The sequence below is a fragment of the Bradyrhizobium sp. CER78 genome, from assembly GCF_029846235.1.
In the GTDB taxonomy this organism is placed as follows: domain Bacteria; phylum Pseudomonadota; class Alphaproteobacteria; order Rhizobiales; family Xanthobacteraceae; genus Bradyrhizobium.
Window position 1 is genome coordinate 21,733 of sequence record NZ_JARVWP010000028.1, and the last position, 14,032, is coordinate 35,764.

The following is a 14,032-nucleotide window of genomic DNA, read 5'->3' on the forward strand; positions in this document are numbered from 1 at the left end:
TCTAATCCCTTGCGAAACCGGCAACAGCCTTGACGATCGGCGAGCGCCAGTTGGCGCTCGTCGTCAGCATCCAGCATTCATAGCGGAAATCCGCGTCCAACGGCAGCTCGACCAGTTCGCCGCGCGCGATCTCCTGCTCGAAGACGAAGCGCGGACCACGGGCGACATGATGGCTTTCGAGCGCCATCCGCTTGATGAGATCGTAATCGTCGGACAGGAACGATTCGAGGTTTTGCCGTTGCTGATCCCCCGACACATCGAGCCAGGCCCGAAAGTCGGGCGTGAGGCCGGCGCTCGCCAGCGACAGCAGTGCGATGTCGGCAGCCGATAGCGGTGCGTGCTTCAGCGCCGGATGGTCCGGGCGCGCCACGACGATGTAACGATCTTCGAACACCTTGACGCGGATGAAATCGTCCTGCGACGTCGCAAGCTGGTGATTACAGAACACCAGATCGAAGGTCCCGGCGCGCAGGGCTCGCATCATCAAGTTCGGCCCGGCATAGCGGGTGACGAATTGCAGCCGGGGAAAGGCCTGCGCCGCATTGCGCAGCACTTTCGGCAGCGGGTGCAACCGCGTCGCAGGCCCGACGCCGATCTTGAGCATTCCCGCTTCGCCCTTTGCCATCTGCTCCAGTTCATGGCCGAGCGTGGCCACGTTCTGCAGCAATGTCGCGGCTTGATCGGCGACGAACTTCCCGAAGGTGGTCGGACGGGCGCTGCTATTGGTCCGCTCGAACAGCTGGATTCCGAGCTTGGCCTCGAGACGGCCGATGCTCTTGCTCAGGGTCGGCTGCGCGATGCCCAGCGCCTTCGCGGCCCCGCTGAAACTTCCGGCACGGCAAATCGCGACAATCTGTTCGAGGTGACGCAAATCCATGCCGCAACCATAGCAGAGGCACGCGGCCAAAGCGCGATGACGATTTAGCCCGATCGCGTCGCGTTTGCGGCTTGCCCCGGCGGTTTGGTCCTGATCAGCATGGCGACCAGTGCGCTCAGCAGGAGTGAGGCTCCGCCGGCGGCGAGAGCCAGCGAGAAGTTGCCGGTATGCGTCTTCACCACACCGAAGAAATAAGGGCCGACCGCGCCGCCGAGATTACCGAACCCGTTGATCAGGCCGATCCCGACGCCCGCGACGGTGGCCGGCAACACTTCGCCCGGCAAGGTCCAGAACGGACCGAAGCGGCCGAGGAATGCACCAGTGGCGAGCGACAGGCAGATCACCGTGACCCAGCTGCCGCCGCCCGTGACCTGCAGGACCAGCAGCGGGACGCCCGCCAGCGCAGTCGCCGCGATCATGTGCCATTTGCGCTCGCGCCGTCGGTCCGAGCTGCTCGCGACCGCGAGCATCATGACGATACCGAGCAACGAGGGGACGGATGCGAACAATCCGACGATCCCGATCGGCAGCCCGGTCTCTTTCAGCACGGTCGGGAACCAGAAATTGACGCCCCATTCGGCCATTAAGGCGAGGAAATTATAGAGAGCGAGCAGCAGTACGCTCGGATGCCAAAGCGTCGAGAGCCAATGGCCCGAGATCTTCTCCACCGTCTCATCGCGCTCGGCCGTGAGCTTTGCCGCCAAATCCACGCGCTCGTGTTCCGGCAACCATCCGGCATCGTCAGGACGATCCTCGATCGCCCACCACCAGACCAGCGACCAGAGCACGCCCGGGATCGCCTCGATCACGAACATCAGGCGCCAATGCGAATAGGTCAGAATCAATCCGGAGATCGGCCCCGCGATCATTGGACCGATCGGGAAGGTGAGGAGGAACAGCGCGTTGGCGCGGGCGCGCTCCGCGCGTGTGAACCAGTTGCGGATCAGCACCAGCGTGCAGGTCAACACGCCGCCTTCGGACAGTCCGAGCGCGAAGCGATTGACGGCCAGCTCGAGCGGCGTTTGCACCAGCGCCGTCGTCAGCGAGATCGAGCTCCACAGCAGCAGCAGGCAAAGCAGGACCCGTTTCGGGCTCCAGGTCGAGGCCAGCCGGCCCGCCGGGATCTGCAGGATGATGTAGCCCCAGAAGAACAACCCGTTCGCAAAACCGAGACCCGAGGGAGTAAGCCCCAGATCGTCCCTGACGAACGGCGCCGCCATCGACAGATTGACGCGATCGACGAAGGCGAGCAGGTACATCACGAAGGCCACGCCGAGGATCCGGACCCAGCGATTGCGCGTTGCCTTGCCGAGAGCGCTCATGCCGTCGGAGCGCGGTGATGCAATGGCCGTGACAACCAGGGGACTTGGCCGGTTGAAACCAGAGGCCGGGCTTTCCCTCACGAGATCAGCCCGCTGGGGACCGGTGTGTACAGCTTCTTGGTCGGCAGGTTTGCCATCACCTGCTCGGGACCGCCCTTGCTCTCGATCAGGAGCCGTTGCGCCTCGTTGGCGCGCCGGTCTTCCGCCTCGGGATCCACGATGCGGCGGAGCTCGGCATCGAGCTCCTTCACGATGTCGGCATATTCGGGCTGTGCGGCCAGGTTGGTGCTTTCCTCCGGGTCGGCTTCCAGATCGAACAATTCCGGCGCGAACCGCACATAGGTGATGAATTTGAACCGGCCCTTGCGCAGCATGTAGGACGCCGACGGTGAGCCGGCCGCATGATATTCGCTGAACGCGATGCGGTCGCGGTCTTCACCCTTGTTGGCGATATCGAACAATGAATGACCGGGGACGCCGTCCGCAGTTGCGGAGAGCCCGACACCGTCGAGCACGGTCGGATAGGCGTCGACGAGCGAAACCGGCGTCGCCGACAGCTTGTTGACCGGCACGCCCTCGCCGGCAACGATCATAGGAATGGCGACCGCCTCCTGGTAGTGGTTCGACTTACCCCAGAACCCGCGCTTGCCCGCGTTCTCACCATGGTCGGAGGTGTAAAGGATACGCGTGGAATCGCGCAGGCCAGCCGCGTCGAGCGCATCCAGCACACGGCCGACCTGGGCATCCATGAAGCTGACGAGGCCAAGATAGGCCGCCAGCGCCCTGCGCTGGTCTTGCGGGTTGGGTGCGCCACCCGCCAGCAGATCCGTCAGCCAGGGATGCGGCTGATATCCGGAGGCAGGCCCGTAGGTGGGATCGGGCATCTGATCGACCGGATAGAGGTCGAAGAACTCCTTCGGCGCCACCAACGGATAATGCGGCGTCACGAAGGATACGAACAACACCCAGGGCTTTTGCGAACCGGCGGCGTCGCGGAGCCATTGCGCGGCGATCTCGGCGACGCGGCGGTCATACTGGGTATATTCGCTTTCGCCGACATCGGCGGCCTCCGCAATCGCGGAGCGCTTGCGCGGTGGGGACACGAAATCCGGGAACTGCTTGCGGATCGACAGCTGGATCATGCCGACACCGCCGGTGATGTGCATCGGAATATGCTGCTTGTCGAAGCCGGTCGGATCCTCCTCGAGCCGGTAGTGCAGCTTGCCGACGGATTCGACGCGCACACCGGCGTTCTGCAGCCTGTGCCCCCAGCTCGGCACCCTGCCGTCATACGCGATGGAATTGTCCCAGTATCCGATATCATGGACGTAACGGCCGGTAGCGAAACTGGCGCGTGCCGGAACGCAGATCGGACAGCTGGTATAGGCATCGACGAACCGCGTGCCACGCGCCGCGAGTGCATCGAGATTGGGGGTCTTGGCGAGCGGGTGACCGGCACACCCCATCATGCGGGCGTTATGCTCGTCGGACATCAGGATGAGCAGATTTTGGGGCTTCAAGCCCGACCTCCCTGGATTTTTGCCGCTCATGCCTGGTCAGCCTGAAGGCAGTTGTTGGCCGGACATTGCCAGAGCCGGCAACCGCGAGGTATCGACAATTCTTCACGATGATCATAGCCGCGGGCTATGGCGACGACGCGTCGCTTCCCCTACTGTGCTATGATCGATCCCTGGGTTTGCAGATCATCATGAGCCGCTTCTGGAGTTCAATCGTCCACAATTTGTCGCCCTATGTGCCGGGCGAGCAGCCGAAAATTGACAACCTCATCAAGCTCAATACCAACGAGAATCCCTACCCGCCCTCGCCGCGCGCGCTGGCCGCGATCGCAGCGACCGCGGATCGCCTGCGGCTCTATCCGGATCCGCGCGCAACCGCCCTGCGCGAGGCGATCGCGACGCGCTACGGCGTCACATCAGACGAGGTGTTCGTCGGCAACGGCTCGGACGAGGTGCTGGCCCACAGCTTCCCGGCGCTGCTGAAGCACGACGCGCCGCTGCTGTTCCCCGACATCACCTACAGCTTCTATCCGGTCTATTGCCGCCTCTATGGCGCGCGATACGAACAGGTGCCGCTCGACGCCGCGATGCGGATTGATCTCGCCGACTACCGGCGGCCGGGCAGCGCCATCCTGCTGTGCAATCCGAACGCACCGACCGGCATCGCGCTGCCGCGTGCCGCGATCGAGGCGCTGGTCACCGAGCATCCCGACCGGCTCGTGGTGGTCGACGAAGCCTATGTCGACTTCGGCGCCGAGAGCGCGGTGCCGCTGGTCGCGCGTCACGACAATCTTTTGGTGATCCAGACGCTGTCCAAGTCGCGCGCGCTGGCGGGGTTGCGGGTCGGCTTCGCCATCGGCCAGCGCCCGCTGATCGAGGCGCTGGAGCGCGTCAAGGACAGCTTCAACTCCTATCCGCTCGACTGCTTCGCGATCGCGGGCGCGGTCGCCTCGATTGAGGACGACGGATGGTTCGACGAGACCCGGCAACGCATCATCAGCAGTCGCGAGGCGCTGGTCCGCGGCCTCACCGAGCTCGGCTTCGAGGTGCTGCCGTCGCTTGCGAACTTCGTGTTCGCACGCCATGGCGGCCATCGCGGCGCGGATCTCGCCGCGAAGCTGCGCGAGCGCGGCGTCCTGGTGCGGCATTTCCAGAAGCCGCGGATCGAGGATTTCCTGCGCATCACGGTCGGAACGGACGATGAATGCGGCCGCCTGATCGAGCTGCTGCGTCAGATGGTCTGAGCCCGTTTCGGCTTACGCTGGAACCGAATGCAGGTCTGCGCGTTCCCCGCCCTGACGGAGGACGCCATGCTTAGAGACGAACAGGTCGCGGTCCTCTGCGACATTGCCCAATCCATTGCCTTTGCCGGTGACGCGCAGGGCGAAGTCGACCGGCTCATCAAGGAGGGATACGTCGCCAAGGACGGTGACCTCTACGAGCTGACGCCCAAGGCCGAGAAGGTTTTGTCCGAGCGCGGCGCCAGCCTCAACCGGGCGTGACGCCGCTCGCAACGACAGCTAGACGGCGGGCGTGCACCGCGTTGCGGTGATCTTGATGCCGAGCCCGGCGCTCTCCTCGCGGAACTGTGCGATCGATCGCGCATTGCGATGCGCCTCGAACGCGGCGTCGTCCTGGTAAACCTCGTAGATCAAGAGCTTCGACGCATCCTCGCGCGGCACCAGGATGTCGAAGTGCAGCGTGCCCGGTTCATCCCTGAGCGAGCGGGCGCCGTGCGCCGCGAGCTGCGACAACACCTGATCCCGCTTTTCCGGCGCGACCTCGACGGTGGCGATGAGTGCAAGTTTCGGCATGACGGATGTTCCTCCTCTATTCTCAGATCAGCTTGCGGAGCGGCCGAAACGCGTCCCGCACTTCCCTGCTGAAAATGTCGGGCTGCTCCCACGCCGCGAAATGCCCGCCGGCCTCGGCCTGATGGAAGTAGATCAGCTTGTGATAGGCCTTTTCCGCCCAGCTCCGCGGCGCCACGAAACTCTCGCCGGGAAACGCCGTGACCGCGGCAGGGATCGCGACATTGGCGGGTAGATAAAGGTTGGTCTTGTTCTCCCAGTACAGGCGGCCCGAGGAGATCGCGCTGTTGGTGAGCCAGTACAGCGTGATGTTGTCGAGCACGTCGTCGCGGGTCAGCGCGCCCGCGGAATGGCCGTTGACGGCATGTCCGAGCATCGCCGACGTCATCGCCGAGGCCGGCTGCGCATAGCCGTCGCCGTGATCGAGCAGCCAGGCGGCGAGGCCCGCCGGCGAATCCGCGAACGCCGCAAGGGACTGCGGGCGGGTCCCCATGATCTGCGCATAGGCCCGTCGCTTGGCGAACTGAAGCTTGATCTGCTCGAAGGCGTGCTGCTCCTCCGCCGACAGATTGTCCGGCGCGGGACCTCCGGTAGAGACGGCCTTGAACACCTCGGGCGGAACGACGCCGGGCAGATTGACGTGGATGCCGAGCAGCTCCGGCGCACCGAGCTTGGCCATTTCGTTGGAAACCGGCGAACCCCAGTCGCCGCCCTGCGCCACGAACTTGCTGTAGCCGAGCCGCTTCATCAACTGGACCCAGGCCCGTGCGATCCGCTGGGGATCCCAGCCGACCGTGGTCGGCTTGCCGGAGAAGCCGTAGCCCGGCATCGACGGGATCACGAGGTGGAACGCATCCGAGACGCTGCCGCCATGCGCGGTGGGATTGGTCAGCGGGTCGATGATCTTCATCTGCTCGATCACCGAACCCGGCCAGCCATGCGTGACGATCAGCGGCAGGGCATCGTCGTGCTTGGAGCGAACGTGAATGAAGTGAATGTCGAGCCCGTCGATTTCGGTGATGAACTGCGGCAGGGCGTTGAGCCGCGCCTCGACCTTGCGCCAGTCGTAGTCGGTCTGCCAGTAGCGGACGAGATCGCGCAGCATTGCCTGCGGAACGCCCTGCGAGTCGTCATTGACGGTCTCCTTGTCGGACCACCGGGTTGCCGCCAGGCGGCGGCGGAGATCGACGAGGTCTGCCTCGGGGATATCGATGTGGAACGGGCGGATCGCATCATCAGCGGCCGCCGCAACCGGGCGCGCCGGAAACAGGCTGGCCGCGCCGGCTGCAGCGAGACCCAGCGCCGCGCCGGTGAGGAGCTTGCGTCTGTTCTGATCGATGGCTTCCTGGTTCGATTGGCTCGCTGCGACCGTTACTGATGCCTGAAATGTCTTGGTCATTGCACTGGCTCCTTTGAACGAGATGCCGCCGGCAAAGCCGCGTGCACCTCGGTTGTCGTCAGAATGGATCGGCCGCCACGGCCGGTTGCACGCGTTGCAGTTCGGCTATTCGGGCAGCGGCTTGCCGGCCTGCTCGCGGACGATGTACTCGGCGTACCAGTCCGGCCAGTTCGCATCGTGCCCGCCGGTCCGCTTCTCGTGCTCGCCATGGGCTGCCGCTGCCCGGCGGAGCGTGGCGGCGAGATCGGCAGATGAATTGAAGTTCGTGCTGCTACCGTCGACGCGGCCCGGCAGGCGCTGCGTGACCTGCTGCAGCAGCCAGACATTGCCGTCGGGGTCGTTGAAGGTGGCAAGCGAGCCGTAACTCGGGCGTTCCGGATCCGGTCCCTTGATGCGGCCTTCCGCGCCGCGATGAAATACCTCGCTGACGTCGGCGCCACGCGCGATCAGCTCGGCGCGCGCCGCCTCGATGTCGTTGACGATCAGGAAGCGCGGCAGCCCGGCTCCCGAGCCGAGATGGATCGAGGTCGGCGAACCCGGCGGCGTGAGTTGCACGGCGCGCGAGCCGTCGGGTCTGACGAAGTCGGCATCAAGCCGCCAGCCCAGGTCCTGGTAGAAGCGCTTGGCGCGGTCGACGTCGGCGACGGGAATGACGACGACCTCGAGCTTCAGATCGACTTTGGCCGCTGCCGGCGTCGGTTCGGTGGACATGGCTCACTCCTTGGTGATGAAAGACCGGGCCATCAACGGCCCATTGCATTCGGAACGATGCCGGGCCATATTTGCTATGAAATTCATAGTAACAAGCCCGATGAAGAAATCGTGATGGCGAAAATCAAGGACAACAAGACTGACCAAACGCTGTGTCCGGTCGCCCGTGCCGAAACCGTCGTGGGCGACCGCTGGACTGTACTGGTTTTGCGCGAGCTGTTCGCGCGCAGTCATCGCTTCGAGGAAATCCAGGCGCAGACCGGCGGCACGCCGCAGATGATCACCGCACGGCTGAAAAAGCTGGAAGCGGACGGCCTGGTGACGCGGCGCGTCTACAACAAGCACCCGTTGCGCCACGAGTATCACCTCACCGAGAAGGGCGAAGCGTTCTTTCCTGTTCTAATGGCGCTGCGCGCCTGGGGCGAGGCCTGGTGCAAATCACCAAAGGAGGGACGTGCGATGAACTACACGCACGTCGTCTGCGGCAAGCCCGCCGGGCTCGGCCCGGTCTGCGAGTCCTGCGGTGAGCCGGTGCGTCGCGCCGACATGGTCGGGGAGCGACTGCCAAAATACCAGAAGGAGCGCGACGCGCGATGGGAGGCCTTCAAGGCGACCCGCTGAATTTTCCGACGCCGCCGGCGCGAGCGGACGACGCGAAAGCTCTCGCACCGTCGCAGCGCCTCAATCACGCGGGACCAAACCTACCCGCACAACACAGGAGACCACCATGCCATTCGTTCGTATCGACCTGAAGCGCGGCAAGTCCCCCGAATATCGCAAGACCCTCGGCGAGATCGTCTACAAGGCAATGCGCGAGACCATCAATGTGCCGGAGAATGACAAGTTTCAGGTCATCACCGAGCATGACCGCGGCGACCTGAACTATGCCGAGAACTATCTCGGCAATACCTACAGCGACGATCTCGTCTTCATCCAGATCACCATGAATGCCGGGCGCACGGTCGAGATGAAGAAGGCATTCTACAAGCGGATCGTGGACGACTATCAGAGCCAGTTGCAGGGACGGCCCGACGATGTCGTCATCAACCTGATCGAGGTCGTCAAAGAGAACTGGTCGTTCGGCAACGGCATCGCGCAATACGCGAGCTGATTGCGGAACAGGCATGCGCCGGACGGCGGGTCGCCTTGTCGGGCGGCTTGCCGCCGGCCGCTTGCCCCCGGCGTTGCCAGCACGCATAGTGCGGCCCGTGCACGAACAATAACAGGCAGGGAGGCAACCATGAGGACGATCGCAGCCGCGCTGTGCGCGCTCGCGCTGATCGCAACCGGTGCGCAGGCACAGACGCTCAAGGATTTCATGGCCACGGTCATGAAGAAGTGGACCGCGCCGTTCGAACCGTATGAGCTGATCGACAACATCTACTATGTCGGCACCGACGGGATCGCGGTCTATCTCATCAAGACGTCGCAAGGGCTGATCCTGATGGACACCGCGATGCAGCAGTCGACCGGCATGATCAAGGACAACATCGCCAAGCTCGGCTTCAAGGAAGGCGACATCAAGATCATCCTCAACACCCACGCCCATCTCGATCACACCGGCGGCTTTGCCGAGATCAAGAAGGAGACCGGCGCGCAGATGATCGCCGGCGAGCGCGACCAGCCCCTGCTCGAGGGCGGCTACTATCCGGGCGACGAGAGCAACGCGGACCTGGCCTTTACGCCGGTCAAGGTCGACCGCACCGTCAAGGAAGGCGACAAGGTGACGCTCGGCGACGTGACGCTGATCGCGCACACGACACCCGGCCATTCGCCCGGCTGCACCAGCTGGGAGATGACGGTGAAGGACGGCAACCAGCAGCGCAACGTGCTGTTCTTCTGCAGTGGGACCGTCGCGCTGAACCGGCTGGTCGGACGCCCGACCTATCCCGGCATCGTCGACGACTACCGCGCGACCTTCGTCAAGGTCAAGGCGATGAAGGTCGACGTGCTGCTCGGGCCGCATCCGGAGGTCTACGACATGCAGGCCAAGCGCGCGCAGATGAAGGACGGCGCGCCGAACCCGTTCGTCAAGCCGGGCGAAAACGCCACCTATGTGGCGGGGCTGGAGCAGGATTTCGACAAGCAACTCGCCAAGCAGACCGCCGCGCTGAAGGCCAATTAGCTGCACAGCGGGAACGTCATCCGTCATCCTGAGGAGCGCGCATCAGCGCGCGTCTCGAAGGATCGACGGCCACACTCGGGCCCCGCATCCTTCGAGGCTCGCTCCGCTCGCACCTCCAGCGGCAAAGGCGAAGCCTTTGCGCGGGGATGACGTGGACCATCGGGACGATTTTCAGCCGTTGCCGCGGCAACCATGGGCGCCGCGGCTTGACATCGTCAGGCAATCCATCGACAGGTGGATTGCCTTTCCGCTTTTGCCGCGCGCAATGACGGAACCAAACAAGACAGAAATGGGAGCCGCCCGATGTCGTCGCGCAAACCCGCCGCCAGCAAAGGCAAGACCGTCACCGTCAAGGACGCCACCTTCGGCCTGCTGCGCGCGTGGGGCATCAGACGCGTGTTCGGCAATCCCGGCTCGACCGAGCTGCCGTTCCTGAGCGACTGGCCCGACGACATCGATTACGTGCTCGGCCTGCAGGAGGCCTCCGTCGTCGGCATGGCCGACGGCTATGCGCTGGCGACGCGCAATGCCGGCTTCGTCAATCTGCATTCGGCGGCCGGCGTCGGCAACGCGCTCGGCAACATCTACAACGCCTACCGCAACCAGACCCCGATGGTGATCACCGCGGGCCAGCAGGCGCGCTCGATCATGCCGCTGCAGGCGTTCCTCTACGCCGAGCGCGCCTCCGAATTCCCGCGGCCCTACGTGAAATTCGCGGTCGAGCCGGCGCGCGCCGAAGACGTCCCCGCCGCGATCGCGCGCGCCTATTATGTCGCGATGCAGCCGCCCTGCGGGCCGACCTTCGTCTCGGTGCCGATCGACGACTGGGCGCATGCGACGCAGCCGCTCGACGCCCGCCAGGTCAGCCGCGAGGTTGGCCCTGAGGCGGCCGCGATGCAGGCACTGGTGGCGGCGCTCGGCGAGGCCAAGCGCCCTGCCCTCGTCGTCGGCCCCGCCGTCGATCGGGCCGAGGCAGTCGATCTCATGGTCAAGGTCGCGGAGAAGACGAAGGCCGCGGTGTGGGCCAGTCCGTTCTCGGCGCGCTGCTCGTTCCCCGAACGGCATCCGCAATTTGCCGGCTTCCTGCATGCCGCACCGGGCCAGCTTTCCGACGCGCTGCGCGAGCACGATCTTGTCGTCGTGGTCGGCGCGCCGGTCTTCACCTTCCATGTCGAGGGCCATGCCGCGATCTTCGACGGCGCGACCCCGATCTTCCAGATCACCGACGATCCCGATGCCGCCGCGATGACGCCGACCGGCCACAGCATCGTCGCGACCATGAAGCCGGCGCTGACGGCGCTGCTCGAGCTGCTGCCCGACACCAGGCGCACCGCGCCTGCGGGCCGCATCCTGCCGCCGGCACCCGCAGCCGGCGATCCGATCCCCGCCGAATACGCGCTGCACGCGCTCTCGGCCGCGATGGGACCGCATGATGCGCTGGTCGAGGAAGTGCCGTCGCATCGCCCGCTGATGCAGAAGGCGATGCCGATGCGCGGCCAGGACAGTTTCTACACCATGGCGAGCGGCGGCCTCGGCTACAGCCTGCCGGCGGCGGTCGGCATGGCGCTCGGCCGCAGCTCGGGGCGCACGGTCTGCCTGATCGGCGACGGCTCGGCGATGTATTCGATCCAGGCGCTATGGACCGCCGCGCAGCGCAAGCTGCCGCTGACGGTCGTGGTGATGAACAATTCCGGCTACGGCGCGATGCGCTCGTTCAGCCAGGTGATGCAGGTGCGCAACGTGCCGGGCCTCGATTTGCCCGGCATCGATTTCGTCAAGCTCGCCGAAGGCATGGGCTGCGACGCGGTGCGGGTGACGAAATCGGCCGAGCTTCCCGGCGCGTACAAGCGTGCCCTCTCGCATCAAGGCGCCAGCCTGATCGAGGTGATGGTGGATTCCGCGGTGCCGCTGCTCTACACGCAGAAGAGCTAGAGATAAGCGCGACTCCCACGCACTCGTAAGGAAGGCACCGGCGGATGGGTTCCCTCCCCGCTTGCGGGGGAGGGAGCACTGACGAGTGCGCTCACCTTACGAGAGCGGGTTCGTGCGGAAGCGCCGACGGCGCCGGCACCTCGCAGCCGGTGGCGCAGCAGCGGCCGGGCTGCTTCGACACCCGCTGGCCCTCGTCGACAAGGCCGCGGCCGAGCAAATTCTCGACCAGTTCGGCCTTCTCCATGATAGGATAGTTGCGCCAGATCTCGCGCTTCATCGCCTCCGGCGAGCCGCCGCCGTGCAGCGAGATCACCGAATACCAGCCGGCTTCATGCGATACGGTGAGGTCCTCGATCAGCCGCGCCACCTCGGCGCGCTGCTCGGCCGGAATATCCGGACGTCCGCCCATCACGGCGCCGAGCGATGCGCGCGTCTCCGGATTGTGGTCCTCGTCGGGCCCCGGCAACGCGACGATCAACCCGCCGGAGACGTAATGTGCGACGCGGTGCATGTCGTAGATCTTGGTCGCCAGCAGCAGCTTGCCGATGTTGGAGAACACGGCGTCCGGCATCACCGAGCCCGCCGGGTCCTTGGTGCAATAGACCGAGGACGCGACGCCGCAGGCATAGAAGCTCTCGGTGATGGTGATGAGCTCGACCATCGCCTCGCGGATATGGGCGTGCTTCTCGGCATCGAGTCCGTTGGCTTCGATCATCAACGCGCCGGCGCCGATCAGGAGATCGCCGAAGCCGGCGCGCGCGCCGATGCAGGAGTGGCGGTGATGCGTGGCATAGGACGTGGTGAGGAAACCGCCCTCCTCGGTCTCGCCGGCGAGGAAGACGCGGTCATGCGGCACGAACACGTCGTCGAACATCACGACGCCGACCGACTGGCCGTACTTCGCCGAGAATTTCGCGCTGGCATCGCCGGGCCGGCCGGCCGGCCGTGCGACGATGGTGACGCCGGGCGCATCGACCGGCACGGCGCAGCAGACCGCAAAATCCTTGTCGGCAGGCACGTGGGTGCGGCACGGCATGACCAGGAATTCGTGCATGTAGGGCGCGCCGGTCACGATCGCCTTGGTGCCGCGGATCACGATGCCGTCGGGGCGACGCTCCTTGATATGAACATAGACGTCCGGATTGGCCTGCAGGCCCGGCCGCCTGGAGCGGTCGCCCTTGGCATCGGTCATCGCGACGCCGAGCGTCAGGTCCTGGTCCTGCACCTCGTGCAGGTAGTTGAGGAAGCGCTGGCTGTAGTCGGTGCCATGGCGATCGTCGGTCAACTTCGTTGATTGATAGAGGCCGTTCAGCGCATCGTGGGTGAGATAGCGCTGGGCGCAGCCCGAGGTCCGGCACACCAGCCGCACCGCCTCGAGCTTGTACAACAGATCCTGCGAGCTCTCATTGATGTGGAGCATGCGATTGACGGTCTTGCCGGAGGTCGCCTGCCGCGCCGTCATGATCGGCGCGTGCTCGGCGAGGTGCGCGAAATCGTAGGTCACGCCGACCCCCGCCACGCCCGGCGCCAGCAACGGCTCGTCCGCGACGCTCGCCACCGCCTCGCCGTTGACGAACACCCGCGGCTTGTAGCGGCGCAGGGATTCCCGGTACTCCGCAGCCGTCATCAGCATGGCGCTTCTCCCTTGCTCATTTATTCGAACACTGTTAAATTATCTAACGCTGTCAGAATTGAGTCAAGAACGGATTCGGCCGGATGCAGATGCGCGAGAGCAGGAAGGAAGCGGTCAGCCGCCACAAGCGGGAGCTGATCCTCGATGCGGCGCGCAGCGTGTTCGCCGAAGAAGGCCTCGAGGGCGCGAGCCTGCGGGCGATCGCGACGCGGGCCGGCTACACGCCTGCGGCGCTGTACTTCCACTTCGAGTCCAAGGAAGCGATCTATGCCGAGGTGCTGCGGCAATCGCTGGCCTCGCTGGGCGAGGCCGTCAGCGCCGCGGTCGCGACGACGCGCGGCGCCAAACAGCGGCTGCATGCGGCGGGCATGGCCTTCTTCCGCTACTACGTTGAGAACCCGCGCGACCTCGATCTCGGCTTCTATCTGTTCCGCGGCGGCATGAAGCCGGCCGGTCTCGGCCATGACCGCGACCACGAGCTGAACGCCGCGCTAGAGGCCGCGCTGCATCCGATTGCGGAAGCGTCCGAGGCGCTCGGCGCATCCAGGCACAAGGCGAACACGGTCATGGTGGATTGCTTCGCGCACGCGACCGGCTTGCTGCTGTTGCTGCACACCGGCCGCATCCGAATGTTCGGCGCCTCCGCGCCCGATCTGATGGATACCTATCTGCGCGAGAAGATCGCGCAACTCGGCAAGGAGTGAG

General features: G+C 65.2%; 14 protein-coding genes. 7 read left to right on the plus strand and 7 right to left on the minus strand.

Annotated features, from left to right (window positions below; translation table 11 throughout):
* Nucleotide 1 precedes the first annotated feature (1 nt).
* The 3 genes from QDT69_RS35170 to QDT69_RS35180 form a co-directional block, all read right to left on the minus strand.
* The gene (locus tag QDT69_RS35170) at nt 2–877 is read right to left on the minus strand and encodes a LysR family transcriptional regulator (RefSeq protein WP_279711055.1); all 876 of its coding nucleotides are present in this window, start codon (nt 875–877) and stop codon (nt 2–4) included.
* 44 nt (nt 878–921) lie between these two features.
* Nucleotides 922–2,199, minus strand: a complete 1,278-nt coding sequence (locus QDT69_RS35175) for an MFS transporter (protein WP_279711056.1) — start codon at nt 2,197–2,199, stop codon at nt 922–924.
* Nucleotides 2,200–2,276: 77 nt separating this feature from the next.
* A complete protein-coding gene (locus tag QDT69_RS35180; RefSeq protein ID WP_279711057.1) occupies nt 2,277–3,719 on the minus strand; it encodes a sulfatase-like hydrolase/transferase in 1,443 nt (480 codons plus the stop codon).
* 188 nt (nt 3,720–3,907) lie between these two features.
* On the opposite strand from QDT69_RS35180, the gene hisC reads away from it, so the two are divergent.
* Both hisC and QDT69_RS35190 read left to right on the plus strand, forming a co-directional pair.
* Complete coding sequence (gene hisC / locus QDT69_RS35185; protein ID WP_279711058.1) at nt 3,908–4,960, plus strand: histidinol-phosphate transaminase; 1,053 nt, start codon at nt 3,908–3,910, stop codon at nt 4,958–4,960.
* Between the two features lie 66 nt (nt 4,961–5,026).
* Nucleotides 5,027–5,218, plus strand: a complete 192-nt coding sequence (locus tag QDT69_RS35190; RefSeq protein ID WP_279711059.1) for a hypothetical protein — start codon at nt 5,027–5,029, stop codon at nt 5,216–5,218.
* 18 nt (nt 5,219–5,236) lie between these two features.
* Here QDT69_RS35190 and QDT69_RS35195 read toward each other — a convergent pair whose 3' ends face one another.
* The 3 genes from QDT69_RS35195 to QDT69_RS35205 form a co-directional block, all read right to left on the minus strand.
* Nucleotides 5,237–5,530 carry an antibiotic biosynthesis monooxygenase gene (locus QDT69_RS35195; protein WP_279711061.1) on the minus strand — a complete coding sequence of 98 codons (294 nt, stop codon included), beginning with the start codon at nt 5,528–5,530 and terminating at the stop codon, nt 5,237–5,239.
* 22 nt (nt 5,531–5,552) lie between these two features.
* Nucleotides 5,553–6,926 (minus strand): epoxide hydrolase family protein, encoded by a 1,374-nt coding sequence (locus tag QDT69_RS35200; RefSeq protein WP_279711062.1) that lies wholly within the window; start codon nt 6,924–6,926, stop codon nt 5,553–5,555.
* Between the two features lie 105 nt (nt 6,927–7,031).
* The gene (locus tag QDT69_RS35205) at nt 7,032–7,637 is read right to left on the minus strand and encodes a VOC family protein (protein ID WP_279711063.1); all 606 of its coding nucleotides are present in this window, start codon (nt 7,635–7,637) and stop codon (nt 7,032–7,034) included.
* Between the two features lie 114 nt (nt 7,638–7,751).
* Here QDT69_RS35205 and QDT69_RS35210 point away from each other — a divergent pair, with 114 nt between their 5' ends.
* The 4 genes from QDT69_RS35210 (at nt 7,752) to mdlC (ending at nt 11,694) form a co-directional block, all read left to right on the plus strand.
* Nucleotides 7,752–8,258, plus strand: a complete 507-nt coding sequence (locus tag QDT69_RS35210) for a helix-turn-helix domain-containing protein (RefSeq protein ID WP_279711064.1) — start codon at nt 7,752–7,754, stop codon at nt 8,256–8,258.
* Between the two features lie 106 nt (nt 8,259–8,364).
* Nucleotides 8,365–8,748: a tautomerase family protein gene (locus QDT69_RS35215; protein ID WP_279711065.1), complete on the plus strand. Its 384-nt coding sequence runs from the start codon at nt 8,365–8,367 to the stop codon at nt 8,746–8,748.
* A 129-nt stretch (nt 8,749–8,877) separates the two neighbouring features.
* A complete protein-coding gene (gene blaBJP, locus QDT69_RS35220) occupies nt 8,878–9,762 on the plus strand; it encodes a BJP family subclass B3 metallo-beta-lactamase (protein ID WP_279711066.1) in 885 nt (294 codons plus the stop codon).
* A gap of 303 nt (nt 9,763–10,065) precedes the next feature.
* On the plus strand, nt 10,066–11,694 hold the full coding sequence (gene mdlC / locus QDT69_RS35225; protein ID WP_279711067.1) for a benzoylformate decarboxylase: 1,629 nt from the start codon (nt 10,066–10,068) through the stop codon (nt 11,692–11,694).
* A gap of 91 nt (nt 11,695–11,785) precedes the next feature.
* Here mdlC and QDT69_RS35230 read toward each other — a convergent pair whose 3' ends face one another.
* The gene (locus tag QDT69_RS35230) at nt 11,786–13,327 is read right to left on the minus strand and encodes a 4-hydroxyphenylacetate 3-hydroxylase N-terminal domain-containing protein (RefSeq protein ID WP_279711068.1); all 1,542 of its coding nucleotides are present in this window, start codon (nt 13,325–13,327) and stop codon (nt 11,786–11,788) included.
* 89 nt (nt 13,328–13,416) lie between these two features.
* On the opposite strand from QDT69_RS35230, the gene QDT69_RS35235 reads away from it, so the two are divergent.
* Nucleotides 13,417–14,031, plus strand: a complete 615-nt coding sequence (locus QDT69_RS35235) for a helix-turn-helix domain containing protein (RefSeq protein WP_279711070.1) — start codon at nt 13,417–13,419, stop codon at nt 14,029–14,031.
* Nucleotide 14,032 lies beyond the last annotated feature (1 nt).